We start from the raw sequence: 23418 nt of genomic DNA on the forward strand, positions 1-23418 counted from the left end.
CCCCCACCGCAACGTCCCATGCAAACGCACGAACTGGAACTGCTCGCCCCGGCGCGCGATGCCGATATTGGCATCGAGGCCATCAACCACGGCGCCGATGCCGTCTATATCGGCGGGCCGGCCTTTGGCGCGCGAGCCACGGCGGGCAATGCCATTGCCGACATCGAGCGGCTGGTGCGGCACGCGCACCGCTATCGCGCGCGCATTTTCATCACGCTCAACACCATCTTGCGCGACGATGAGCTGGAGGCGGCGCGCCGCATGGCCTGGCAGGTGTACGAGGCGGGCGCCGATGCGCTGATCGTGCAGGACATGGGCCTGCTGGAGTTGGATTTGCCGCCCATCCAGCTGCACGCCAGCACGCAGACCGACATCCGCACGCCCGAAAAGGCGCGCTTTTTGCAGGACGTGGGCTTTTCGCAAATCGTGCCCGCGCGCGAGCTGACGCTGGCGCAGATCGCCGCCATCCGCGATGCCATCGACCCGGCGCGCACCACGATTGAGTTCTTCATCCACGGCGCGCTGTGCGTGGCCTACAGCGGCCAGTGCTACATCAGCCACGCCCACACGGGCCGCAGCGCCAACCGGGGCGATTGCTCACAGGCCTGCCGCCTGCCCTACCAGGTGCAAGACAGCCAGGGGCGCTTTATCGCCTACGACAAGCACGTGCTGTCGATGAAGGACAACAACCAATCGGCCAACCTGGGCGCGCTCATCGAGGCGGGCGTGCGTAGCTTCAAGATCGAGGGCCGCTACAAGGACATGGGCTATGTGAAAAACATCACCGCCCACTACCGCCGCCTGCTCGATGAGCAGATCGAGGCCAGCCAGGCCAGCGCCCAGCCGCTGGCGCGCGCCTCCAGCGGGCGCACCACGTTTTTCTTCACGCCCGATCCGCAGCAGAACTTCAACCGCGCCTTCACCGATTACTTCGTCAACGGCCGCCAGCAGGACATTGGCGCGTTCGATTCGCCCAAAAACCCCGGCACGCCCATTGGTTGGGTGCTGGCCATCAATAAGGCTGCCGTCAATAAAGCCGCCAGCAAGGCCGCGCCCGCCGCCAGCGCAGGCCGCCAGGCCGCCAAAGCGGGCCGCCAGCGCCCGGCAGCGGCTGCTGCGCTTTCTGCCACGACCACTGCCAACGCCAGCGCCGCCGACAACTGGCTGGACGTGCAATTGAGCGACAGCGCCGCGCAGCTCTCCAACGGCGATGGCCTGTGCTATTACGACCTGCGCGGCGAGCTGGTGGGCATGGCCATCAATCGCGCCGAGCCAGCGCCCAGCGGCCGCCCCGGCCAGTGGCGCATCTGGCCCAAAGACCCGATCGCCAGCCTGAAAGACCTGCGCAAGGACTTGACGATCAACCGCAACCGCGACATGCACTGGCAGCGCATGCTGGAGCGCCCCTCCAGCCAGCGCCGCATCGGCCTGTGGGCCACGCTCAGCGAGCCGCAGCCGGGCCAGTTGCTGCTGCAATTGAGCGATGAGGACGGCTTTGCCGCCAGCGCCCAGGCGGCGCACCCGCAGCAGGCGCCGCGCCAGCCGCAGACCCTGGCCGAGAGCGAGCGCGCCGCCGCCCAGCAGTTGCAGCGCTTTGGCAACACGATGTTCGAGCCGCTGACCGTGCAGGCGCGGCTGCAACAGAGCTGGTTTTTGCCCGCCTCGCTGCTCAACCACCTGCGCCGCGACGCCCTGGCCGCGCTGGAGGCGGCGCGCGCCAGCGGCTACGTGCGCCCGCCGCGCGCCCAGCCTGTAGAGCCGCCCGCACCCTTCCCCGAGGACACGCTGACGTATCTGGCCAACGTGCTCAACCACCAGGCGCACGCCTTCTACCTCAAGCACGGCGTGCAGGTGATCGACGCGGCCTACGAGGCCGACCAGGAGCTGGGCGAAGTCAGCCTGATGATCACCAAGCATTGCGTGCGCTATTCCATGAGCCTGTGCCCCAAGCAAGCCAAGGGGGTGATCGGCGTCAAGGGCACCATCAAGGCCGAGCCGCTGCATCTGATCAACGGCAAGGAAAGGCTCACCCTGCGCTTTGACTGCAAGCCCTGCGAAATGCACGTGGTGGGCAAGATCAAGCCCGGCGTGCTGGCCCAGCAGCGCCAGGCCCAGCAGCAGGCGCTGGCCGAAGGCGTGCCCATGCGGTTCTACCGGAACTCTCAAATTACCAATCAAAGGCAATAAAATATCCTTGTTTCGGCATGATATTCAATGATGTCAATTTCCTTTGAAATGAAATTTATGACAGATTCGTATTTTATGCCCGCACTGCATGCCCAAGCGCTGTCATGAGCCTTGCCGCCTTTCTCATCTCCCTGCTCAACGGCCTGAGCTACGGGCTGCTGCTGTTCATGCTCAGCGCCGGGCTGACGCTGATCTTCAGCATGATGGGCGTGCTCAACTTCGCCCACGCCAGCTTTTACATGCTGGGGGCGTATCTGGCCTACGCGATCTCCGGCCCGCTGGGCTTTTGGCCCGCGCTGCTGTTGGCCCCGCTGCTGACCGGGGCGCTGGGCGCGGCGTTCGAGCGCTATTGCCTGCGGCGCGTACATCGCTATGGCCAGGTGTCGGAGTTGCTGGCCACCTTTGGCCTGTCCTACCTCCTGCTGGAGTGTGTGCAACTCATCTGGGGCCGCCAGGCCGTGCCCTACGGCCTGCCCAGCCTGCTGCAAGGGCCGCTGTTCACGCTGTTTGGCGTGCAATTTCCGCGCTCGCGCGCCTTCATCATGCTGGTGGCCGTGCTGATGCTGCTGGCACTGTGGGCGCTGCTGACGCGCACGCGCTGGGGGCTGGTGATCCAGGCCGCGCTCACCCACCCGGAGATGGCGCAGGCGCTGGGGCATAACGTGCCGCGCGTGTTCATGCTCGTCTTTGGCGGCGGTGCGGCGCTGGCCGCGCTGGCGGGCGTGATGGGCGGCAACACCTACATCACCGAGCCTGCCATGGCCCACGCGCTGGGGCCGATCATTTTCGTCGTCGTCGTCGTGGGCGGCATGGGATCGCTGGGCGGGGCGTTCGTGGCCTCGCTGCTCATCGGCTGCATGCAAACCCTGGCCGTGGCGCTGGATGTTTCCGTGCTCGACGGCCTGCACGACCTGGGCCTGATGGCCGACACCCCCGCACACACCGCCCATCCCCTGCTGCGCGTGACGCCCGCCCAAATCGCCCCCGTGCTGCCCTACGCACTGCTGGTGCTGGTGCTGGCGCTGCGCCCGCGCGGGCTGATGGGCCAGCGTGAGGATTGATGCCATGCCTGCCACCCCTGCCCGCCACACAACGCTGCTGGCCTTTGCCGCCTATGCCCTGATCTTGCTGCTGGCCCCGCTGCTGTGGCGCGGCGGCCTGGCACTGGGCATGCTCACGCAAATGGGCTACCTCAGCATCATCTGCCTGAGCTACAACTTGCTGCTGGGCCAGGGCGGCATGCTCAGCTTCGGCCATGCGGTGTACGTGGGCCTGGCAGGCTTTGCCGCCATCCACGTCTTGAACTGGAGCGGCGCACAAGCCAGCGCGGGCGCGCCGTTTGTGCCGGTGGCGTTGATCCCGCTGGTGGGCGGCCTGGCCGGCGCGTGGCTGGCGGTGCTGCTGGGCTACCTCAATACCCGCCACGCAGGCACGCCTTTTGCCATGATTACGCTGGGCGTGGGCGAACTGGTTTCAGCCCTGGCCTTGATGCTGCCAGGCTGGTTTGGCGGCGAAGGCGGCATCGGCACCGATCGCGTCATCGGCCAGCCTGTGGCGGGCATCAGCTTTGGCCCGGCCATCGAGGTTTATTACCTGGTGGCGGCCTATGCCCTGGTCTGCACCGCGCTGATGTACGCCTTCACCCACACCCCTCTGGGGCGCATGCTCAACGCCGTGCGCGACAACCCCGAGCGCGCCGCCTTTGTCGGTTACGACCCGCGCCGCGTGCGCTATCTGGCCTTTATCGCATCGGGCTTTTTTGCAGGCATCGGCGGCGCCCTGATGGTGTTGCACCTGGAAATCATCACCGCCATGGACAGCCTGAGCACCACACGCTCGGGCGCGTATTTGCTGTTCACCTTCCTGGGCGGCGCGGGGTTTTTCTTCGGCCCCATCATCGGCGCCGTGCTGATGGTGCTGGGCACCATCTGGCTCTCCGAGCTGACGCAAGCCTGGATGCTGTATCTGGGTCTGCTGTTTTTGCTGATGGTGATGTTTGCCCCCGGCGGCGTGGCCGGGCTGCTGGCGCGTGGCTGGCAACGCGGCTGCCACGCCTGGCACAACGCCCGCCAGCAGCGCTGGCCAAGCTGGCGCCAGGCATGGGCCCGCGCCCTGCCCCCGCTGGCGTTATGGAGCGCGCTGGCCTGCGCCCTGGCGGGGTTGGCCGTGCTGGTGGAGATGCTCTACCACCGCCAGCTCAACGCCGTGCTGGGCGAGCCGCTGTTGTTCATGGGTTTGACGCTGGATGTGCACCAACCCAGGCACTGGCTGCTGGCCGCGCTGTGGCTGGCTGGCTGGGCGGGTTTGGCGGGAGCGATCTACCGTTGCAAGCGTTACCACATCACCAATCAAACGAAAAATGAAAATGGGCTTTAGGCAAGACTGGTTTGCCTAGAGCGTGTGATGCACTTTCCGCCCCCCGCGAGAGCGCCCCGGCGGGTGCAGTGCAAGGCGCTGTCCCCGCCGCAGCCTGGCTGCGCTGCAAGGGGACGGCAACGCCGCAATGCACATGCCGGGGCGCTTCTCCCTTCGGGCTGGCCCCAAAACCATGCACTCGCTGCGTTGCCACGCTTGCCAAGGCAGCCAGCCTTGGCCGCGCGTGACGCCTTGCGATTACACGGTTTTGGGGCCAGCGCGGGGGAGCGCAAAGTGCATAACACGCTCTAAAGCCCATTTGACAATATTCGATGAACTGGAAATCAGAGCATGCTCATGATCTCTGCCCGCGAATGCGCTCAATCACCCCATTGAGCGCGTCCATGGAGTCGAAGGGGATGCGGATTTCTCCCGTTTGCAGCACTTGACCGTTTTTCTTCACGCGCTTTTTCACCTGGATGTCCACCTGCGCCAGCAGCAAGTCGGAGAGTTCTTCTTCCACGCGGCGCACATCGCCGCTTTTGCGCGGCGCTTTTTGCGCTTCAGCGCGGCCTTTGCCTTGGGCAATGCGTTTGACCAGGCTTTCGGCCTCGCGCACGGAGAGTTTTTTGGCGGCAATCTCATGCCCGGTGGTGATTTGCTCGGCCTTGCCCAATGTCAGCAAGGCGCGGGCGTGGCCCATTTCGATGTCACCAGCCATCAGCAGGGTTTGCACGGGATCGGCCAGATTGAGCAAGCGCAGCAAATTGCTGGCAGCGCTGCGTGAGCGCCCGACGGCTTGGGCGGCTTGTTCGTGGGTAAGACCAAACTCCTGCACCAGGCGTTGTAGGCCGCGCGCTTCTTCCAGCGGGTTGAGGTCTTCGCGCTGCATGTTTTCAATCAGCGCCATGGCCGCTGCGGCGTGATCGTCCACCTGGCGCACCAGCACGGGCACGGTGTCCAGCCCGGCCAGCACGCTGGCGCGGAAGCGCCGCTCGCCCGCAATGATTTCATAGCGCCCGGCGTCCTGGCCCTCCTCCAGGCGGCGCACCAGCAGCGGCTGCATGACGCCTTGCTCTTTGATGCTGTCGGCCAGTTCGTGCAATGCGCCTTCATCCATGTACGTGCGCGGCTGGTAGCGGCCGGGCACCAAATCGGCCACAGGCAGCTCGCGCGGCGCGCCGTGCGCCTGGGCAAAGGCGGCATCGGTGGGCGCAGGCTCTTGCACGCTAGGGCCTAGCAATGCCCCCAATCCCATGCCTAGGCCCTTGGCGTTTTTCTTTGTAGCCATATCGGCTCTCCTTGTCAGGTTGATATCAGAAACAGGATGGGCTGCTGCACCCCAGCAATGCATTCCACAGCCACCAGCCTTCGGGCCAATCGCCCAGAGCGCTGTCGGCATTGAGATGGCCCCGGTTGCCTGCATCGTGCAAACCGCTGCCCCAGCATTGGCTCATCCACTGGGCGCGGGCGAAGCTGCAAAACGGGTCATCGTGGCTGGCGATAACCAGGCTGGCAAATGGCAGCCGTTGCTGCGGTATGGGCGCCCAGCCGGGCAGGATGTGGCGATTGGCAGGCGTTTCGGTATCTGGCGGTGCCACGAGCAAGGCGGCCTGCACGCGTGCGGCGTGGCGGCTGTGACTGGCCCAACGCGCCACCAACTGGCAGCCCAGGCTGTGCGCCAGCAGGCCAATGGGGCGCGCCGGATCGGCCGCCAGCACAGCTTCTTCCAACTGGATTTGCCAATCTCCGCTTTTCGGGCGCTGCCAATCGTGTTGCTGCACGCGCACTGCGCCATGCAAGGCTTCCCAACGGCTTTGCCAGTGCCCAGGGCCTGAGTTTTGCCAGCCCGGCAGGATGAACAAAATGGGCGCCTCCATGTGCTGCTCTCGTTTTCGGGCGCTTAAGCGGCGCTGGAAGGCTTGCGCAAACCCAGCGGAACGCCAGGCGATGGCTTGGCTTTAACTTTGCGCGGCACGCCCGAGAGTTCGTAGGCGAAGTCCACAAAAGCTTTGCTGCCTTTGGCGCTGGGGTCGTACACAACGCCAGGCATGCCGTGGCTGGGCGCCTCGGCCAGGCGCACATTGCGCGGGATGATGGTGTTGAAAACCTTGTCGCCAAAGTGCTGCTTGAGTTCTTCGCTGACCTGCTGCTGCAAGGTTACACGGGCGTCGAACATGACGCGCAAGATGCCGATGATTTTCAGCTCGCGGTTGAAGTTGGCATGCACTTGCTTGATGCTGTTGACCAGGTCGGTCAAGCCTTCCAGCGCGTAATACTCGCACAGCATCGGTACGATCACGCCATTGGCAATGCACAAGCCATTGAGCGTGAGCAAGCCCAATGACGGCGGGCAATCGATGAGGATGAAATCGAAACGATCGCGCACGCTTTCAATGGCATCGCTCAAGCGTTTTTCGCGCCGCTCCAAAGCCACCAGCTCCACTTCCGCGCCTGCCAAATCGCGGTTGGCGCCCACCACCTGAAACGCTGCTGCAGGCGAGGTCTGCATGGCCTGCTCCAGTGTGCCGCCACCCAGCAGCACGTCGTACACCGTGGTTTGCAAAGTGCGCTTATCCACCCCGCAACCCATGGTGGCATTGCCCTGCGGGTCCAGATCGATCAGCAACACACGCTGCCCAATGCTGGCCAGGGCTGCCGCCAGATTGACGGCAGTGGTGGTTTTACCCACTCCTCCTTTTTGGTTGGCGACACAGTAAATTCGCGCCATATGTGCCATAGCTTTCCTCACTTTTCTGATAGGAGCGCAGTGCCGCTGCGCATCCAGACGATGCAACGTTGGGCCTCCAGCCCCGGCACCTGTAACGGTTCCACGTGAAACACTTCTACGCTCTTTGGCAGTTGGGCCACTTCTTCAGCGGGGTATTTCCCCTTCATTGCCATCCACACCCCTTGCGGCATGAGCAGCGAGTGCGTCAAAGCGGTGAAATCGGCCAGGCTGGCAAAAGCCCGTGAAGTGATAACGGCATAGCGCTGTTCCAGGCTTTCCACGCGGGCATGAATAGCTTGCAAATTGCCCAATGACAAAGCGCCTGCCGCCTGTCGCACAAAAGCCATTTTTTTCGCCACCGCATCCACACAGTGGATGGACACATCCGGGCAGCCAATCGCCAGCACCACACTGGGCAAGCCGCCTCCCGCTCCCACATCCAAGGCCTGGGCGGGCAGGCCTTGGCGCACCAGCTCATCCATCGCTTGCCGAAATGGCTGCACCACGGCCAGGCAATCGAGCACATGCAGGCGCAGCATTTCCAGTGGATCGCGCACTGAGGTCAAGTTGTAAACCCGATTCCACTTGTGCAACAGCGCCACGTAATCAAGCAATTGGCGTTGCTGCTGCACCGTCAAGGCCAAGCCCAATTGAGCCGCCCCCTCTTGCAGAAGGCGATCGGTTTGCTCCTGTTGCGGCATTCAATCCTCCGCCCAGCGTTTGCCCATTTTTTTCAAATGGATCAACAGCAAGGAAATGGCTGCCGGCGTGACGCCAGAGATGCGCGATGCCTGTCCCAAAGTTTGCGGCCGATGCTGCGCCAGCTTTTGACGCACTTCAAACGACAAGGCCGTAACGGCCTGGTAATCCAAATCTTCGGGCAAACGCAAATTCTCAAAATGCGCGGCGCGCTGCACTTCATCGCGCTGGCGGTCGATATAACCGCTGTATTTGGCGGCGATCTCTACCTGTTCCACAACAGGGGCATAGGCATCACCCAAAGTTTCACGTGAAACAAGCTCCCCAGCCAAGGGAATGCTGGCCTGCATGCCAACCAGAGATTCGTAATCCACGCCCGGGCGGCGCAGCAAGTCGAACAGGCTGTACTCATGCTCCAGCGCCTTGCCCAGCACACGCTCGGCTTCGGCTTTGGGCAAACGTTGCGGCGTCAGCCAGGTGGCTTTGAGGCGGGCCGTTTCGGCCTCGATGGCATCGCGTTTGCGGCAGTACGCATCCCAGCGGGCATCGTCCACCAAGCCCAGACGCCGCCCGGCCTCGGTCAGGCGCAAATCGGCATTGTCCTCGCGCAATTGCAGGCGGTATTCGGCGCGGCTGGTGAACATGCGGTAAGGCTCGGTGACGCCTTTGGTGATGAGATCGTCCACCAACACGCCCAGATAGGCCTCATCGCGACGAGGCAGCCACGGTTGCTCGCCTTTGACTTTCAAAGCCGCATTCAAACCCGCAAACAAGCCTTGCGCGGCAGCCTCTTCATAGCCCGTCGTGCCGTTGATTTGCCCGGCAAAAAACAGGCCTTCTATCTGCCGCGTCTCGAAATGGCTTTTGAGTGCGCGCGGGTCGAAATAGTCGTATTCGATGGCATAGCCGGGCCGCAAAATATGGGCGCTCTCCAACCCCGGCATGGAGCGCACCAGCGCATATTGGATATCAAACGGCAGGCTGGTGGAAATGCCGTTGGGGTACACCTCATGGGTGGTCAGCCCTTCCGGCTCTAGAAAAATCTGGTGGCTTTCCTTGTCTGCAAAGCGGTTGATCTTGTCTTCCACACTGGGGCAATAGCGCGGACCAACACCCTCGATCTTGCCGGTGAACATGGGGCTGCGGTCAAACCCGCTGCGGATGATTTCATGCGTACGGGCATTGGTGTGGGTAATCCAGCAGGAGATCTGCCTGGGATGCATGCTGCGATGCCCCATGAAGCTGAACACGGGCATATCGTCAGGCCGCTCACCACCCGGCACGCCATCGCCGGGCTGCTCGGTACAGCGAGAAAAGTCGATGCTGCGCCCATCCAGGCGCGGCGGCGTGCCGGTTTTCAAGCGCCCTTGCGGCAGTTGCAACTCCTTCAGCCGCGCCGACAACGATACCGCTGGCGGATCGCCCGCGCGCCCGCCCTGGTAATTGTTCAAGCCCACATGGATACGGCCATCCAGAAAGGTACCCGCCGTCAACACCACCGCGTGCGCGCGAAAAACAATGCCCACTTGCGTAATGGCTCCAGCCACCTTGTCGCCTTCCAGCAGCAAGTCCTCCACCGATTGCTGGAACAGCCAGAGATTGGCTTGGTTCTCCAGCATGCGACGGATGGCCGCCTTGTACAGCACGCGATCGGCCTGTGCCCGCGTAGCCCGCACCGCAGGCCCTTTGCTGCCGTTGAGCGTGCGAAACTGAATGCCCGCCGCATCCGCTGCCAGCGCCATGGCGCCACCCAGGGCGTCCACTTCTTTCACCAAATGCCCCTTGCCAATTCCCCCAATGGAGGGGTTGCAGCTCATCTGCCCCAGGGTTTCGATGTTGTGGGTCAGCAGCAAGGTGGCACAGCCCATACGGGCTGCCGCCAGTGCTGCTTCAGTCCCAGCATGACCGCCACCGACGACGATGACGTCAAACGTTTGCGGGTAGGTGTAAGGCGATGACATGGCGCACAAGCAAAAAAGAAAGCCGCAGAGTTTTTCAGAAATCTACGGCTGCACAAGAAGAAGGGCGTGATTTTAGAGCGTGTTACGCATTTCCTCCCAACCCTGTTTCACGTGAAACAGGCTGCTTTTGATTGCGCCAAATCCACTTATCATCGGCGCGACTGCGGCAATTTATACCTTTGTTTACACATTTGCCACATTGTCTGAATCGCCTTGGCTTCCCCCTTGCGGGCAGGCCAGGAATCTTCCCCACACCACTTTGATTTGGATTTCTACGGATGCTGGAATCTTTAACTCTTTTGGGTTTTGGCACTGGCGGCTGGGGCGGCGCCCTGCTCTCAGGCGCGCTAGTCACCATTGCCCTGGCTGTAGCCTGCGTGCCCATTGGCATGCCGCTGGGGCTGCTCTTGGCATTGGCGGCACGCTCGCCCAAGCGCTTGCCCAGAATGGTATCCACGGCGTTTTCCACTGTATTTCGTGGTCTGCCCGAACTGTTAACGCTTTTGCTGGTGTATTACGGCGTGCAAATCGCAGCGCAACGCCTGCTGGATTCCCTCGGTTACGAGGGCCAATTCAGCATCAATGCCTTCCTGGCGGCAGTGGTGGCTTTCAGCCTGGTGCTGGCGGCATTTTCCAGCGAGGTCTGGTTGGCCGCGCTTAAAACCATTCCCAAGGGCCAGCGCGAAGCCGCGCAGGCATTGGGCCTTTCACGCGGCACCACATTTCGGCGCGTGGTATTTCCCCAGCTCATGCGCGTGGCGCTGCCAGGCCTGTCCAACAACTGGCTGACGCTGCTCAAGGACTCATCCCTGGTTTCCACCATCTCGCTGGTCGACTTGATGCGCCAGACCAACCTGGCCGTGGCTGCCACCAAAGAGCCCGTGCTGTTCTACCTGGCCGCCTGCCTGCTGTATTTGTTGCTCTCGGCACTCTCTGGGCTGGTATTTACCAAGGCGGAACACCATTACAGCCGCCACCATCAGGAGGCCCGCGCATGAGCGAATGGATTTACCAGGCGCTGAGCCTGGTGCTCGATCAAGAGCTGCTGGCACGCTATGGCGCGCGCATGGCTACGGGGCTGGTGGTCACCATCAAGCTGGTGGCGCTGTCCTACTTTTTGGGCATGGCACTGGCGCAATTGCTGGCGCTGGGGCGTTTGAGCCGCATCAAGCCTGTGCAAATGTTTTGCCGTGGCTACATCTACTTCTTTCGCGGATCGCCCTTGTTGGGCCAATTGTTTTTGCTGTATTACGGCCTGGGTTCGCTGCGCGAGTTCTGGCAGGAAGTCGGACTGTGGTGGTTCTTCCGCGATGCCTGGTATTGCTCCGTGCTGGCCTTTACGCTCAACACCGCCGCTTACCAGGCAGAAATTTTCCGCGGCAGCCTGCTGGCCATTCCCAAAGGCCAGTTTGAAGCGGCCCAGGCACTGGGTTTGAGCCGCTTCACCACGCTGCGCAAAGTGGTGCTGCCACAGTCCATGCTGGTGGCGCTGGGCCCACTGGGCAATGAGTTGATCTTGATGATCAAAGCCAGCGCCATTGCCTCGCTGGTCACGGTGTACGACGTCATGGGCGTGGCACGGCTGGCCTACTCGCGCACTTTCGACTTTGAAATCTACCTGTGGGCCGCCGTGCTGTACCTGCTGATGGTGGAAATCATCCGCCGCAGCCTGTTGGCCATCGAAGCGCGGCTGTCCCGCCATATCCGCCCATGACGCAGCCGCCAACCCACCCGCCCTTCGATGCCCTGGTGCTGGGCGCGGGCATTGTGGGTGTCAGCACCGCATTGCATTTGCAAGCGCGCGGCTGGCGCGTAGGCCTGGTCGAGCGCGGCGAGCCGGGCCGGGGCACCAGTTTTGGCAATGCCGGGCTGATCGAGCGCGCCAGCGTCGTGCCCTACGCCTTCACCCACGCCTGGGGCGAATTGCTGCGCTTTGCCAGCAACCGCTCCTGTGCTGTGCGCTTTCAATGGCGCGCCCTGCCCGGCCTGGCCCCCTGGTTGTGGCACTACTGGCGCGCCTCTAGCCCACAAGCCTTGCAAAGCGCCGCAGCCGACATGCTGCCGCTGATCGAGCGTTGCGTCAGCGAACATGCGCCACTGATTGAAGCTGCGGGCCTGTCCCACCTGATCCGCCAAAAAGGCTGGATCGACGCCTACCGCTCGCCCGCTGCCTTTGCCGCCGCTGCCACCCAAGCCCGCGCTTTGCAAACAGCACACCGGCTGCAAGCCGAAATCCTCGCAGGCCCTGCCCTGCGCACCCGTGAGCACAACCTCTTGCCCGACGCCCGCATGGCAGGCGGCATCCACTGGCTGGATCCGTGGACTGTCACCTCCCCTGGCGAACTCGTGCAAGGCTATGCTGCCCTATTCGCCAGCCGCGGCGGGCGCGTACTGCAAGCGCATGCCCGGGCCATCCATCCGGCAGACAGCAGTGCGAACGGCGCCACCCTATGGCAAGTGCAAACCGAGCGCGACACCCTGCTGGCCCGCCACCTCGTCATCGCCCTGGGGCCCGATGCCAACACCCTGCTCGCCCCGCTGGGCTACCGCCTGCCCGTGGTGCACAAGCGCGGCTACCACCTGCACTTTCGCGCCTCGTCCCACACGCCGCCACCCGAGCATCCCCTGTGCGATGCCCAGGCCGGTTTCGTGCTGGCGGGCATGGCCCAGGGCGTGCGCCTGACCACCGGCGTGGAGCTGGCCTTGCCCAACGCCCCGCCCAACCGTGCCCAACTGCACATGGCCGAGCGCATCGCCCGCCAATACTGGCCGCTGGGCCAGGCCGTGGAGGCCGAACCCTGGATGGGCCGCCGCCCCTGCACGCCAGACATGCGCCCCATCATTGGCCCAGCGCCGCGCCACCAGGGCTTGTGGCTCAACTTCGGCCATGCCCACCACGGCCTCACCCTCGGCCCCGTCAGCGGCCGCTTGCTGGCCGAAATGATGACCGGGCATCCCCCCTTCACCAACCCCGCCGCCTATGCCGCAAGCCGCTTCGAGCAGCGATGAATCGCATCCACGGCCCATCTCCCCCTCTCCCATTCCCCAGAAAGCAACCCGCCCATGAGCAACGCCTTACCCGCCTCGCCCGAACAAGCCCCCGTCGTCGAAATCCAGGGCCTGAACAAATGGTACGGGGCCTACCACGCCCTGAAAAACATCGATTTGAGCGTGCGCCAGGGCGAGCGCATCGTGCTGTGCGGGCCTTCCGGCTCGGGCAAATCCACGCTGATTCGCTGCATCAACCGGCTGGAAATCGCCGAGCAAGGGCTGATCCGCGTGCACGGCGTGGACATCGCCCGCGGCGACCAGGCCGCCACCGATGCCCTGCGCGAAGTCGGCATGGTGTTCCAGCACTTCAACCTGTTTCCGCACATGTCCGTGCTGGACAACTGCACCCTCGCGCCTATGAGCGTGCGCGGCATGCCGCGCCAGCAGGCCGAAGAAAAAGCCCACGCCCTGCTCGAGCGCGTCGGCATGGCCGCCCACGCACGCAAATACCCCACCCAACTCTCCGGCGGCCAGCAACAGCGCGTGGCCATCGCCCGCACCCTGTGCATGGATCCGCTGGTCATCCTGCTGGACGAACCCACCGCCGCGCTCGACCCGGAAATGGTCAAAGAAGTGCTGGACGTCATGGTGCAACTGGCCGGCAGCGGCATCACCATGCTCTGCGTCACCCACGAAATGGGCTTTGCCCGCCAAATGGCCCAGCGCGTGCTGTTCCTCGACCACGGCGTTGTGCTCGAAGACACCACCCCCGAAGCCTTCTTCACCCAGCCCCAAACCGAACGCGCCCGCAACTTCCTGCAACAAATCCTGTAACATTAAATTACAAACCAAAGTAAAAATAACTTCAATACCATCATGCCGAAACAGCAATATTATTTTGCTTTTTGATTTGTAATAATAAACACCCAAACCCGATTTCCGCCATGCAACTGTTCGACACCCAAGCCACCGAAGCCCGCCTGCCCTTCAGCCAGCTGATCCCCGCCCTGCAAACCGCCTTTACCCAAGGCGCTCAGGTACCGCTGCGCCACAACCACCGCATCGAATGCCAAGGCGTGCAAGGCACCAGCCTGCTCATGCCCGCCTGGAGCGAGCGCGGCTACTTCGGCCTCAAAACCGTCAACATCTACCCCGCCAACAACCAACGCGGCCTGCCCGGCCTGCATGCCACCTACATCCTCTACGACGCCACCACCGGCGTCCCGCTGGCCTTGATGGACGGCAACGCCATCACCGCCCGCCGCACCGCCGCCGCCGCCGCGCTGGGCGCGCAATACCTCGCCCGCCCGGACGCCCGCCACCTGCTGCTGCTGGGCTGCGGCCGCGTGGGCAGCCTGGTGCCCGAAGCCATGCGCCACGTGCGCCCCATCGACACCGTGCGCGTGTGGAACCCCACCGCCGAGCGCGCCGATGCCCTCGTGCAACGCCTGCGCGCCCAAGGCTTTGCCGCCGAGCGCGTGCAAGACCTGGAAAGCGCCGCACGCCAAAGCGACATCATCAGTTGCGCCACCCTTGCCACCACGGCGCTGATCCACGGCCACTGGCTGCAACCGGGCGTGCACCTCGACCTCATCGGCAGCTTCACCCCCCAAATGCGCGAAGCCAGCCCCGACTGCCTTATCGGCAACCAGGTCTTTGTCGATACCGAAGAAGCCCCCATGAAAGCAGGCGAACTGCTCGATGCCTTTGCCACCGGCCAATTCAGCGCGCAGGACATCCAGGCCGACCTGAGCGCCCTGTGCCGGCAGCAACACCCTGGCCGCCAGGACGATGCCGCCATCACCGTCTTCAAAGCCGTTGGCACCGCCCTGGAAGACCTGGCCGCCGCAACCTTGGTGCTGGAAGCGCCAGAGCACCCGCCCACTGTCAACTGATTGCAGCCACTAGCCAGCCGCCGCTGGCTGGCAGCCCCAGCGGCAACATTTCGCACGCACCAAACCACTGCCAACGTCCCAAACTGTGGATAAACCTTGCGTGTGGCGTGGATGGAATCCGCCCAATCGCCCGGCAAGCCCGTTCAGCGCCATTTGTCCCCATTGACCCCCATCGCTCACTGCACTTAACGCACAGGCTTTTTTCGCTGCAAGGCCTTGAAGTTACTGAAGAAAAAAAGTTATCCACAGGACAGGCGACGGCTTACTACTACCACTACTTATTTTTTTATTCAAAAGTTTGGTAGTGATAGTGGGCCCAACAGGGGGACAGAAATTTCGCCAGCTTTAGCAAACAAGCTTTCCCGCTAAGACCAATGAGGTCGTTGCTTCGGAAACGTACATATCAACATCGATTTGCGTACCCGTCAGATAGCAGAACGCAATGACTTCATGGCCCAAAGAAAGTGCTGGCGTGCTTTCTTCAGGGTGCAAGACAGACACGACACTGATCCAAAACTGCACGGCATATTGCTGTCGCAACGCATTCAGCACAGGAATTTTGTCGTGCAGTTGCAAGGCAATGCGTTGGCATTGCCGACCTGCATCAAAAACAGGCTTTTTTTGCATGCAGCCGCTCCAACAGGAAAAGCCATAGGGCTTGTTGAACGCATTTCTATCCCCTTGCTGCCACGCACGGTGAGGATGGAGGCCCAGTAAAGCAGTAATGACCGCCGGATCGAAATTTCCGTTTTCAACAGCGACGTGAGACAGCCGGCCCTTGCCAGTGCGAATCGTTTTGGTTTGCGAGGCGATGCTGAAATAGCTGTAGCACTGGACTTGGTTCATGTTTGATGGCATTGGGTCTAACCCGTTTGTCTCTGCGCACAACCAGGGCCACAAAAGAACAGCGGGTTTGCAAAACAAAAGGCAAATTGTGAATAAACACCGTTTTTTCTGTGGAAAACCTAGAGGCGAAACGTCTGTTTTAGCCCCTCGTCAAACTTATCCCCATTTCGCGCCAGTGCTGAAGGCAACTCTTGCACAGACTTTTTTAGGTCCTAAGTTGTTGAAATTTCATCAAAAAACAAGTTATCCAAAGAAAAATGGCAACCCTACTACTACGACTCCATTCTTTTTATTCAATTGTTTAGCAATCGTAGTAGGCCCACATTTGAAGCAAAATTTTTGGGGCGGGGCCTTTTTTGAAGCTGGAATGCTGTTGCAAATGCGTTTCCCCGCGCCAAAACGTGGGGCATGGCTCAACATCCCCGAATGTTTCGGAATTTTCAAAAATATGAAATTGAGAGAAGTTGCATAATTTTTGAAGATTTTTAGATACAAAAGACGTAAAAAAACGGCGAATGATCGCCGTTGCCTTTCTTAAAAATGCTCTTTGAAATGTAATAGAGCTATTTCAACTTGCTCGCTATGAATTGCAAAGCAAGGCCATAGCCCATGGTGCCAAAGCCAGCCATCACCGCTTCGGCCACATCGGAAAGATAAGAATGGTGGCGAAATGGCTCCCGCTTATGAATGTTGGAGATATGTACTTCGACAAACGGCAAGGCAACACCGACCAAGGCATCGCGAATGGCCACACTGGTGTGGGTATAAGCGCCGGGGTTGATCAGGGCGTAGCAGCAGCCGTCTTCGCGTGTTTGGTGGATGCGATCGACGATGGCGCCTTCATGGTTGCTCTGAAAACAGTGCACGTGCAGGCCTAGCGCCCGGCCTTGGGCAATCAGCCCTTGCTCCACTTCGGCAAGTGTGGTGGCGCCATAAATGTGCGGCTCACGCGTGCCCAGCAAATTGAGGTTGGGGCCATTGAGAACGAGGATGGAATGCATGGATGCGGTTCAGCCGTGAACAGGCTTGAGGAAGTTGCGCAGCATGGCGTGACCATGCTCGGTCAAGATGGATTCGGGGTGGAATTGCACGCCTTCAATAGGCAGACTTTGGTGGCGGATGCCCATGATTTCGCCATCGTCGGTCCAGGCCGTGATTTCCAGCGCCTCGGGCAAGCTCTCACGCTCGATGGCCAGCGAGTGGTAACGATTCACCGTGAATTGCTTGGGCAAGCCAGCAAAAACGCCTTCACCGTTGGTGGTGATGGTGCTGGTTTTACCGTGCATCAGCTCTTTGGCCCGCACGATGTGCCCGCCAAAAGCGGCGCCAATGCTTTGATGGCCGAGGCAGACGCCCAAAATGGGTACTTTGCCTGCAAAGTGCTGGATGGCGGCAACGGAGATACCGGCCTGCGCGGGGGAAGAGGGGCCGGGCGAGATCACCAGCCGGTCGGGCGCGAAGGCGGCAATGTCGTCAAGGCCGATTTCGTCGTTGCGCCACACGGTAACGTCCGCCCCCAGCTCGCCGAAATACTGCACGATGTTGTAGGTGAAGCTGTCGTAGTTGTCGATCATCAAAAGGCGGATGGGGGTCATGACTGGGGCTTTCGCGTGTTTTTGCGCTGGCGTTTGGAAGGGCGGGGAAGTTCGTGGGGAACATCCAGGGTTTGCAAGGGTTGGGCGTGCTCAATGATGCCGCCGCCCAGGCAGACTTCACCATCGTAGAGCACGGCCGATTGGCCTGGCGTGACGGCCCACTGGGGGACTTCAAAATCCAGGTCGAAGCCCAACGGGCTTTCGTTGGCAGGGGCAAGCAGGCAGCTTGCATCGCTTTGGCGGTAACGGGTTTTGGCGCCATAGCGGCCTGGCGCGGGGGGGTGGCCCGCAATCCAACTGGCTTGGCCGGCATGCAGTTTGGGATAGAGCAAAGCGGGATGGTCGTGCCCCTGCACGGCGATCAGCCGGTTGCCAGGCACGTCTTTTGCGGCCACGAACCAGGGCTGGTGCTGGCTGCCGCCCCGTGCCGCGCCTTGGTCTTTGATACCGCCGATGCCCAGGCCTTGGCGTTGGCCTAATGTGTAAAAAGACAGGCCAAGGTGCTCGCCGATGCGCCGGCCTTGCGTGTTGACGATGGCGCCGCTTTTGTGGGCGATGTAGCGTGAGAGAAACTCTCGAAACGGGCGCTCGCCAATAAAACAAATGCCTGTGGAATCTTTTTTGCTGGCATTGGGCAGGCCGATTTCCTGCGCCAGGCGGCGTACCTCTGTTTTGTGGATTTCCCCCACCGGGAACATGGCGCATGCCAGTTGCGCCTGGGTGAGCCGGTGCAGGAAATAGCTTTGGTCTTTGCCGGGATCGACGCCTTTGAGCAGTTGATGCAAACCGCTGGCGGCGTCGTAGCGAACGCGCGCGTAATGCCCTGTGGCGATGCGCTCGGCGCCCAGGCGCATGGCATGATCGAGGAAGGCTTTGAATTTGATTTCGGCGTTGCACAGCACGTCCGGATTGGGTGTGCGCCCGGCCTGGTATTCGCGCAGAAATTCGGCGAACACGCGGTCTTTGTATTCGGCGGCGAAATTGACGTGCTCTATGTCGATGCCGATGACATCGGCCACTGCTGCGGCATCGAGAAAATCCTGGCGGCTGGAGCAGTAAGCGCTGTCGCCGTCGCTATCGTCATCTTCCCAATTTTTCATGAAGATGCCGACCACTTCATGCCCCGCGCGCTTGAGCAGCCAGGCGCTTACGGCCGAATCTACGCCGCCGGAGAGGCCGACGACGATGCGCCTTTTTTGCGTCATTGCATGCACCTTTCAAGGCTCAAAAAACCAAAGCGCGCCATTATCGGCGATGGTCTATTGCGATGCGTTGCAGCGTTTTGGCCTGTTGTTCAAACGCGGTGGAGCTCGCCCTTTTGCACAACCGCGCTCCCTATAATTGCCGGTTATTTTTGACTCTTGTGAATTTCGACAATGACCCGCAATGATCACGTTTTGGCTCCCATCGTCCAGGACATGGAGGCCGTTGATGCGGTTATTGCATCGCGTCTGACAACCAACGTGCCGCTGATTGGCCAGGTGGCCCATCACATCATTGCCGCTGGAGGCAAGCGCTTGCGCCCCGCCATGCTTTTGCTGGTTGCCAATGCCTTGGGTTATCAGGGCGTGCAGCACCATGAAATGGCCGCCGTGATGGAGTTCATCCACACCGCAACGCTGCTGCATGACGATGTGGTGGACGAATCCACCATGCGCCGCGGCCAGCCCACGGCCAATGAGAGCTTTGGCAACCCTGCCAGCGTATTGGTTGGTGATTTTCTGCATTCCAGGGCTTTTGAAATGATGGTGGCTACCGGAAATATCCGGGTCATGGAAATTGTTTCAGCCGCCACCAATATCATTGCCGAAGGCGAAGTGCAGCAATTGATTAACATGCACGATGCTTCTTTGGATGAAGAAGGGTATTTGCGCGTTATTCGATCCAAAACCGCCAAACTGTTTGAAGCCAGCACCCAAGTGGGGGCCATTTTGGCCCAGGCCGCGCCTGAATTGGAAAATGCTGCGGCCATTTATGGCCAGGCGCTGGGCACGGCATTTCAGATTATTGACGATGTGCTCGATTACGATGGCAGCGCTGAGGAAATGGGCAAAAACGTCGGCGATGATTTGCGCGAAGGCAAGGCGACTTTGCCCTTGATTGCCGCCATGCAGCGTGCCGATGCGCAGCAAGCCCAGGTGGTGCGCGATGCCATTGAGCAAGGCAGCACGGAGCAATTGGCGCAAGTGATTGAAATCGTGCGCGCCAGTGGCGCGATGGAGGTCGCGCGCGAGGCGGCGCATAACGAAGCTGTGCGTGCGCTGGAGGCGTTGGCCCATTTCCCGTCCAACCCTTTCAGTGAGGCTTTGCGCACCTTGCCGCAGCAGTTGCTGGTGCGCAGAAGTTGACGTTGCGCTGATGGCGTGCTTGCCGCGTTTTTCATCGCATCAGAAATAAGATTTTGATATTCAAGTGATTCAGGCAAAGGGGGCGTCCATGATCGACGTTAATCTGGAAAATTTTGAAACGGAAGTCATCCAGGCTTCCATGCAAACGCCAGTGCTGGTGGATTTTTGGGCGCCGTGGTGCGGCCCTTGCCAAACGCTGGGGCCGATTTTGGAAAAGCTGGAATTGGCTTATGGCGGGCGCTTCAAATTGGTCAAAATCGATTCGGATCAGGAGCAGCAGCTTGCCGCCATGTTTGGCGTGCGCAGCATTCCCACGTGCGTGTTGATGTCGCAGGGGCAGCCTGTTGATGGTTTCATGGGCGCTTTGCCTGAGAGCCAATTGCGGGCGTTTTTGGATAAGCATTTGCCAGAAGGGCCAGTGTTGCCTGTGGACGATGCTTTGCCCACAGAAGACGGCGCAGGCGAGGACGACGATTTGCAGTCCAAACTGGAGCGGCTGGAAAAAGCCGTGCGCGAGCAGCCAGACGATGAAAAAGCCCGTTTTGCCTACCTGCGCCTGCTGCTGGAAATGGGGCTGGAAGACGAAGCCCGGGCTGAATTTGCAACGGTGGCGACGCTGGCCGATGGCTCTTTGCGGTATGGCGCCATCCGGGCTTGGCTGGAGGCGCTGGAGGTGGCGCGCCAAGCAGGCGATGCCAATGCCCGCTTGCAAGAGCTGGATGCGGCCATTGCCACCGATAAGCGCGATTTCGGCGCCCGCTACCAGCGCGCCCAGTTGCTGCTGGCGCATAACCAGTGGACGCAGGCGATGGATGAGTTGCTGGAAATCCTGATGCGCGATCGCCATTGGAATGAGGAGCGCGCGCGTAAAACCTATGTGGCGATTCTGGAGATCATCGAGCCGCCCAAGCCGCCAGTGGCCGAAGGGCAAATCCCGCCGGAAGACCCAGTGGTGGCCAGCTACCGCAGGAGGCTGTCGAGCGTGGTGTTGAGTTGAAAAGCGCCCTGCCCTGCCTTGCTCCACCCGCTTTGTGCGTTATTGAAAAAGAGTCTGCATGCAGACTCTTTTTCATTTCAATCAAAAGAAAATTAATATTATTACCATCATGCCGAAACATGGGTATTTTATTTCTTTTTGATTTGTAAAAATTAAGTGCCTGCTTGGCCTGGCGCTATTTTTTGCGGGATTTGCCGCCACCCAGCAGCCCGCCCAGCACGCCTCTGAGCAATTGCCGCCCCAGGCTATTGGCCTGGCTGCGCACGGCCGATTTCAGTGTGCTTTGCACCAGGCCGTCTTTTTTGCCCCCGCGCGGGCCGGTGCTGCCGAACAGGAATTCATTGACCATGTTGCCCAGGCTGTTTTGTTCTTTGAGGGCTTCTTCGGCAGCGCGTTGTGCGGCGTCTGCGCGTTGCTGCAAAACTTCGTAGGCCGATTCGCGGTCGATGGCGCTTTCATAAACGCCTGCCACCAGTGAATCGCGCAGCAATTGCTGGCGTTGCGTTTCGGTAATGGGGCCAATTTGGCTGCCTGGGGGAACCACGAATGCGCGCTCGGTCACACCCGGGCTGCCTTTGGCATCCAGCAGGCTGATGAGCGCCTCGCCCACGGCCAGCTCGGTGATGGCTTTCTCGATATCCAGGCCCGGTTGGCCGCGCATGGTTTGCGCGGTGGCGCGAACGGCTTTTTGGTCGCGCGGCGTAAAGGCGCGCAAGGCGTGCTGCACGCGGTTGCCCAATTGGGCCAGCACGCTGTCGGGGATGTCCATGGGGTTTTGCGTGACGAAATACACGCCAACGCCTTTGGAGCGGATTAGCCGCACAACCAGTTCGATGCGCTCCAGCAGGATTTTGGGCGCGTCGGTAAAGAGCAAGTGCGCTTCGTCGAAGAAGAAGACGAGTTTGGGCTTTTCCAGATCGCCCACTTCGGGCAGGTGCTCGAACAATTCCGACAGCATCCAAAGCAAAAAGGTGGCGTACAGGCGCGGCGCGTTCATCAACCGATCGGCCGCAAGGATGTTGACGTAGCCGCGCCCGTGGTGATCGGTTTGCATGAAGTCGGCGATGTCGAGCATCGGCTCGCCAAAAAACTGGTCGGCGCCTTGTTCCTCGATTTGCAGCAGGGCGCGCTGGATGGCGCCTACGCTGGCGGCGTTGATGTTGCCGTAGGTGCTGCGGTATTCGCTGGCGCGGTCGCTGATGTGTTGCAGCATGGCGCGCAGGTCTTTCAGGTCAAGCAGCAACAGGCCGTCGTCATCGGCGACACGGAAGGCGATGTTGAGAATGCCGCTTTGGGTATCGTTCAGCCCCAGCATGCGGGCCAACAGCAATGGCCCCATGTCGGAGATGGTGGCGCGCACGGGGTGGCCGCTTTGGCCAAAAACATCCCATAACAGAGTCGGGGCGGCGTAGGGCTGCGGCGGCTCAATGCCGCGTTGGGCCAGGATCGCGGCCATCTTTTCCCCCACCTGGCCCGTTTGGCTGATGCCACCCAAATCGCCTTTGACGTCCGCCATGAAAACGGGTACGCCCGCTTTTGAAAATTGCTCGGCCATCGCTTGCAAAGTGACGGTTTTGCCCGTGCCGGTCGCACCTGTGATCAGGCCGTGACGGTTGGCCAGCCCAGGCAGCAGCAGACATTCGGTATGGGGATTGCGCGCAATCAATAAAGGAGAGGGGGACATGGCATTTCCCTGTGGGAATGGGGGTATGTGAAGGATGGGGGCTTGCGTATGCAGCAGCTTATGGCGCAGGAGCCTTGTAGCGCATCAAACCCTCTTGCGCGACGGAGGCGATGAGTTCGCCGCGCTGGTTGTACAAAGCGCCCCGGGCAAAACCGCGCGCACCGCTGGCGGAAGGGGAATCCAGATCGTAGAGCAGCCATTCATCGGCACGAAAAGGGCGATGAAACCACATGGCGTGATCCAGGCTAACGGTTTTCAGGCCTGGCTGACCAAAGTACAGGCCGTGCGGTCGCAGTGCCACACCCAGCAAACTGAAATCGGAGATGTAGGCCAACAGAGCCTGGTGCACGATGGGATCGTCTGGAATCACAGGCGCGCAGGTGCGCACCCAGACGCGGTTAAAGGGCGGCAGCCGCCCGTGCGTGCGGGTTTCACGCACATCAATAAAGCCCAACTCGAAAGGCCTGGCCAGCGCCAGAGAGCGCAGCGGGTGCGGGGTGGCGTGATCGGGCTCAGGTACTTGTGGCATAGGGCTTTGATGGTCGTGCCCTGGCTCTTCCTGATGGAAAGAGGCCGACATGTGAAAAATCGCTTGCCCATGCTGAATGGCCGTTACGCGCCGCGACGTAAAAGCATGGCCATCGCGAACCGCATCCACTTCATAGACGATGGGCGCGGTTTTATCGCCGGCGAGCAGGAAATAACCATGCAGCGAATGCGGACGGTGGCCATTGCGCACGGTACGAGCCGCAGCCATCAATGCCTGGCCCAGCACTTGCCCGCCAAAAACCGCTGGCGAACCGATGTCCGTGCTGATGCCGCGAAATAAATTCATTTCCAGCTGCTCAAGCTGCAATTGCGCAATCAAATGGTTCAAGGCTTGCAAGCGGGTAGGCTCGACCTGGGAAATTGGGCTGGCAGGTGCCACGGCGTTTGGCATGGTGCTGTGCGGTGCAAATGATCAAGTGGGCAATTATGAAGCCGTCGCCCAACGATGCCGCATAGAGCGTGTTATGCACTTTTCCGAGAGGTGGTGCTGAGCTTGGATACAGTGCCAGCATGTCTCGCAAGCCTTACCCCAGTGATGTCAGCGATGAAGAATGGAGCTTTGTCGCCCCTTATCTGATCT

22 protein-coding genes are annotated in these 23418 nt (G+C 61.0%); 11 read left to right on the forward strand and 11 right to left on the reverse strand.

Annotated features, from left to right (window positions below; translation table 11 throughout):
• Positions 1 to 18 precede the first annotated feature (18 nt).
• From EBQ26_RS13025 to EBQ26_RS09895, 3 genes are all read left to right on the forward strand, one after another.
• A complete protein-coding gene (locus tag EBQ26_RS13025) occupies positions 19 to 2187 on the forward strand; it encodes a peptidase U32 family protein (RefSeq protein WP_238944291.1) in 2169 nt (722 codons plus the stop codon).
• A gap of 104 nt (positions 2188 to 2291) precedes the next feature.
• A complete protein-coding gene (locus EBQ26_RS09890; RefSeq protein WP_122238847.1) occupies positions 2292 to 3248 on the forward strand; it encodes a branched-chain amino acid ABC transporter permease in 957 nt (318 codons plus the stop codon).
• Positions 3249 to 3252: 4 nt separating this feature from the next.
• A complete protein-coding gene (locus EBQ26_RS09895) occupies positions 3253 to 4563 on the forward strand; it encodes a branched-chain amino acid ABC transporter permease (RefSeq protein ID WP_122238848.1) in 1311 nt (436 codons plus the stop codon).
• A 334-nt stretch (positions 4564 to 4897) separates the two neighbouring features.
• Here EBQ26_RS09895 and EBQ26_RS09900 read toward each other — a convergent pair whose 3' ends face one another.
• The 5 genes from EBQ26_RS09900 to mnmG are packed head-to-tail and all read right to left on the reverse strand — an operon-like array spanning position 4898 to position 9933.
• Entirely contained in the window at positions 4898 to 5833 is a 936-nt protein-coding gene (locus tag EBQ26_RS09900; protein WP_122238849.1) for a ParB/RepB/Spo0J family partition protein, read from the reverse strand.
• Positions 5834 to 5858: 25 nt separating this feature from the next.
• Positions 5859 to 6422, reverse strand: coding sequence for an RBBP9/YdeN family alpha/beta hydrolase (locus EBQ26_RS09905; RefSeq protein ID WP_122238850.1), 564 nt, complete (start codon positions 6420 to 6422; stop codon positions 5859 to 5861).
• 23 nt (positions 6423 to 6445) lie between these two features.
• Positions 6446 to 7273 (reverse strand): ParA family protein, encoded by an 828-nt coding sequence (locus EBQ26_RS09910; RefSeq protein WP_122238851.1) that lies wholly within the window; start codon positions 7271 to 7273, stop codon positions 6446 to 6448.
• 17 nt (positions 7274 to 7290) lie between these two features.
• Positions 7291 to 7974 (reverse strand): 16S rRNA (guanine(527)-N(7))-methyltransferase RsmG, encoded by a 684-nt coding sequence (gene rsmG, locus EBQ26_RS09915; RefSeq protein ID WP_122238852.1) that lies wholly within the window; start codon positions 7972 to 7974, stop codon positions 7291 to 7293.
• Positions 7975 to 9933, reverse strand: a complete 1959-nt coding sequence (gene mnmG / locus EBQ26_RS09920; RefSeq protein WP_122238853.1) for a tRNA uridine-5-carboxymethylaminomethyl(34) synthesis enzyme MnmG — start codon at positions 9931 to 9933, stop codon at positions 7975 to 7977.
• A 278-nt stretch (positions 9934 to 10211) separates the two neighbouring features.
• Here mnmG and EBQ26_RS09925 point away from each other — a divergent pair, with 278 nt between their 5' ends.
• The 5 genes from EBQ26_RS09925 (at position 10212) to EBQ26_RS09945 (ending at position 14819) form a co-directional block, all read left to right on the forward strand.
• On the forward strand, positions 10212 to 10931 hold the full coding sequence (locus EBQ26_RS09925) for an ABC transporter permease (protein WP_122238854.1): 720 nt from the start codon (positions 10212 to 10214) through the stop codon (positions 10929 to 10931).
• Positions 10928 to 11647, forward strand: coding sequence for an ABC transporter permease (locus EBQ26_RS09930; protein WP_122238855.1), 720 nt, complete (start codon positions 10928 to 10930; stop codon positions 11645 to 11647). The genes EBQ26_RS09925 and EBQ26_RS09930 overlap by 4 nt, the downstream gene beginning before the upstream one ends.
• Positions 11644 to 12942 (forward strand): NAD(P)/FAD-dependent oxidoreductase, encoded by a 1299-nt coding sequence (locus EBQ26_RS09935; protein ID WP_122238856.1) that lies wholly within the window; start codon positions 11644 to 11646, stop codon positions 12940 to 12942. Before EBQ26_RS09930 ends, EBQ26_RS09935 begins: the two co-directional genes overlap by 4 nt.
• Positions 12943 to 12996: 54 nt before the next feature.
• Entirely contained in the window at positions 12997 to 13758 is a 762-nt protein-coding gene (locus EBQ26_RS09940; protein ID WP_122238857.1) for an amino acid ABC transporter ATP-binding protein, read from the forward strand.
• 110 nt (positions 13759 to 13868) lie between these two features.
• The gene (locus EBQ26_RS09945; protein WP_122238858.1) at positions 13869 to 14819 is read left to right on the forward strand and encodes an ornithine cyclodeaminase family protein; all 951 of its coding nucleotides are present in this window, start codon (positions 13869 to 13871) and stop codon (positions 14817 to 14819) included.
• Between the two features lie 345 nt (positions 14820 to 15164).
• On the opposite strand, the gene EBQ26_RS09950 is transcribed toward EBQ26_RS09945, so the two are convergent.
• Positions 15165 to 15665 (reverse strand): DUF4279 domain-containing protein, encoded by a 501-nt coding sequence (locus tag EBQ26_RS09950; protein WP_238944292.1) that lies wholly within the window; start codon positions 15663 to 15665, stop codon positions 15165 to 15167.
• Here EBQ26_RS09950 and EBQ26_RS12720 point away from each other — a divergent pair.
• On the forward strand, positions 15664 to 16137 hold the full coding sequence (locus EBQ26_RS12720) for a hypothetical protein (RefSeq protein ID WP_147474042.1): 474 nt from the start codon (positions 15664 to 15666) through the stop codon (positions 16135 to 16137). The two genes, EBQ26_RS09950 and EBQ26_RS12720, sit on opposite strands and share 2 nt — an antisense overlap.
• A gap of 91 nt (positions 16138 to 16228) precedes the next feature.
• Here the strand turns inward: EBQ26_RS12720 and aroQ are convergent, their stop codons facing one another.
• The 3 genes from aroQ to mnmA are packed head-to-tail and all read right to left on the reverse strand — an operon-like array spanning position 16229 to position 18465.
• On the reverse strand, positions 16229 to 16666 hold the full coding sequence (gene aroQ / locus EBQ26_RS09955) for a type II 3-dehydroquinate dehydratase (RefSeq protein ID WP_122238860.1): 438 nt from the start codon (positions 16664 to 16666) through the stop codon (positions 16229 to 16231).
• A 9-nt stretch (positions 16667 to 16675) separates the two neighbouring features.
• A complete protein-coding gene (locus EBQ26_RS09960; RefSeq protein ID WP_122238861.1) occupies positions 16676 to 17260 on the reverse strand; it encodes an anthranilate synthase component II in 585 nt (194 codons plus the stop codon).
• On the reverse strand, positions 17257 to 18465 hold the full coding sequence (mnmA, locus tag EBQ26_RS09965) for a tRNA 2-thiouridine(34) synthase MnmA (protein WP_122238862.1): 1209 nt from the start codon (positions 18463 to 18465) through the stop codon (positions 17257 to 17259). Before mnmA ends, EBQ26_RS09960 begins: the two co-directional genes overlap by 4 nt.
• Positions 18466 to 18678: 213 nt before the next feature.
• On the opposite strand from mnmA, the gene EBQ26_RS09970 reads away from it, so the two are divergent.
• Positions 18679 to 19608, forward strand: a complete 930-nt coding sequence (locus EBQ26_RS09970; protein ID WP_122238880.1) for a polyprenyl synthetase family protein — start codon at positions 18679 to 18681, stop codon at positions 19606 to 19608.
• 88 nt (positions 19609 to 19696) lie between these two features.
• Positions 19697 to 20605: a thioredoxin gene (gene trxA, locus EBQ26_RS09975; protein WP_122238863.1), complete on the forward strand. Its 909-nt coding sequence runs from the start codon at positions 19697 to 19699 to the stop codon at positions 20603 to 20605.
• A gap of 175 nt (positions 20606 to 20780) precedes the next feature.
• Here the strand turns inward: trxA and EBQ26_RS09980 are convergent, their stop codons facing one another.
• Both EBQ26_RS09980 and EBQ26_RS09985 read right to left on the reverse strand, forming a co-directional pair.
• Positions 20781 to 22289 (reverse strand): helicase HerA-like domain-containing protein, encoded by a 1509-nt coding sequence (locus tag EBQ26_RS09980; RefSeq protein ID WP_122238864.1) that lies wholly within the window; start codon positions 22287 to 22289, stop codon positions 20781 to 20783.
• A 58-nt stretch (positions 22290 to 22347) separates the two neighbouring features.
• Positions 22348 to 23229 (reverse strand): acyl-CoA thioesterase, encoded by an 882-nt coding sequence (locus EBQ26_RS09985; protein WP_122238865.1) that lies wholly within the window; start codon positions 23227 to 23229, stop codon positions 22348 to 22350.
• Positions 23230 to 23418: the final 189 nt, after the last annotated feature.

Origin of the sequence: Allofranklinella schreckenbergeri (assembly GCF_003703475.1) — a bacterium.
Taxonomy (GTDB): Bacteria; Pseudomonadota; Gammaproteobacteria; order Burkholderiales; family Burkholderiaceae_C; genus Lampropedia; species Lampropedia schreckenbergeri.

Bases quoted from the DNA above. Each gene is read 5' to 3' on its own strand.
- EBQ26_RS13025 (WP_238944291.1), top strand. From the start codon at position 19: ATGCAAACGCACGAACTGGAACTGCTCGCCCCGGCGCGCGATGCCGAT.
- EBQ26_RS09890 (WP_122238847.1), top strand. From the start codon at position 2,292: ATGAGCCTTGCCGCCTTTCTCATCTCCCTGCTCAACGGCCTGAGCTAC.
- EBQ26_RS09895 (WP_122238848.1), top strand. From the start codon at position 3,253: ATGCCTGCCACCCCTGCCCGCCACACAACGCTGCTGGCCTTTGCCGCC.
- EBQ26_RS09900 (WP_122238849.1), bottom strand. From the start codon at position 5,833: ATGGCTACAAAGAAAAACGCCAAGGGCCTAGGCATGGGATTGGGGGCA.
- EBQ26_RS09905 (WP_122238850.1), bottom strand. From the start codon at position 6,422: ATGGAGGCGCCCATTTTGTTCATCCTGCCGGGCTGGCAAAACTCAGGC.
- EBQ26_RS09910 (WP_122238851.1), bottom strand. From the start codon at position 7,273: ATGGCGCGAATTTACTGTGTCGCCAACCAAAAAGGAGGAGTGGGTAAA.
- rsmG (WP_122238852.1), bottom strand. From the start codon at position 7,974: ATGCCGCAACAGGAGCAAACCGATCGCCTTCTGCAAGAGGGGGCGGCT.
- mnmG (WP_122238853.1), bottom strand. From the start codon at position 9,933: ATGTCATCGCCTTACACCTACCCGCAAACGTTTGACGTCATCGTCGTC.
- EBQ26_RS09925 (WP_122238854.1), top strand. From the start codon at position 10,212: ATGCTGGAATCTTTAACTCTTTTGGGTTTTGGCACTGGCGGCTGGGGC.
- EBQ26_RS09930 (WP_122238855.1), top strand. From the start codon at position 10,928: ATGAGCGAATGGATTTACCAGGCGCTGAGCCTGGTGCTCGATCAAGAG.
- EBQ26_RS09935 (WP_122238856.1), top strand. From the start codon at position 11,644: ATGACGCAGCCGCCAACCCACCCGCCCTTCGATGCCCTGGTGCTGGGC.
- EBQ26_RS09940 (WP_122238857.1), top strand. From the start codon at position 12,997: ATGAGCAACGCCTTACCCGCCTCGCCCGAACAAGCCCCCGTCGTCGAA.
- EBQ26_RS09945 (WP_122238858.1), top strand. From the start codon at position 13,869: ATGCAACTGTTCGACACCCAAGCCACCGAAGCCCGCCTGCCCTTCAGC.
- EBQ26_RS12720 (WP_147474042.1), top strand. From the start codon at position 15,664: ATGTTTGATGGCATTGGGTCTAACCCGTTTGTCTCTGCGCACAACCAG.
- EBQ26_RS09950 (WP_238944292.1), bottom strand. From the start codon at position 15,665: ATGAACCAAGTCCAGTGCTACAGCTATTTCAGCATCGCCTCGCAAACC.
- aroQ (WP_122238860.1), bottom strand. From the start codon at position 16,666: ATGCATTCCATCCTCGTTCTCAATGGCCCCAACCTCAATTTGCTGGGC.
- EBQ26_RS09960 (WP_122238861.1), bottom strand. From the start codon at position 17,260: ATGACCCCCATCCGCCTTTTGATGATCGACAACTACGACAGCTTCACC.
- mnmA (WP_122238862.1), bottom strand. From the start codon at position 18,465: ATGACGCAAAAAAGGCGCATCGTCGTCGGCCTCTCCGGCGGCGTAGAT.
- EBQ26_RS09970 (WP_122238880.1), top strand. From the start codon at position 18,679: ATGGAGGCCGTTGATGCGGTTATTGCATCGCGTCTGACAACCAACGTG.
- trxA (WP_122238863.1), top strand. From the start codon at position 19,697: ATGATCGACGTTAATCTGGAAAATTTTGAAACGGAAGTCATCCAGGCT.
- EBQ26_RS09980 (WP_122238864.1), bottom strand. From the start codon at position 22,289: ATGTCCCCCTCTCCTTTATTGATTGCGCGCAATCCCCATACCGAATGT.
- EBQ26_RS09985 (WP_122238865.1), bottom strand. From the start codon at position 23,229: ATGCCAAACGCCGTGGCACCTGCCAGCCCAATTTCCCAGGTCGAGCCT.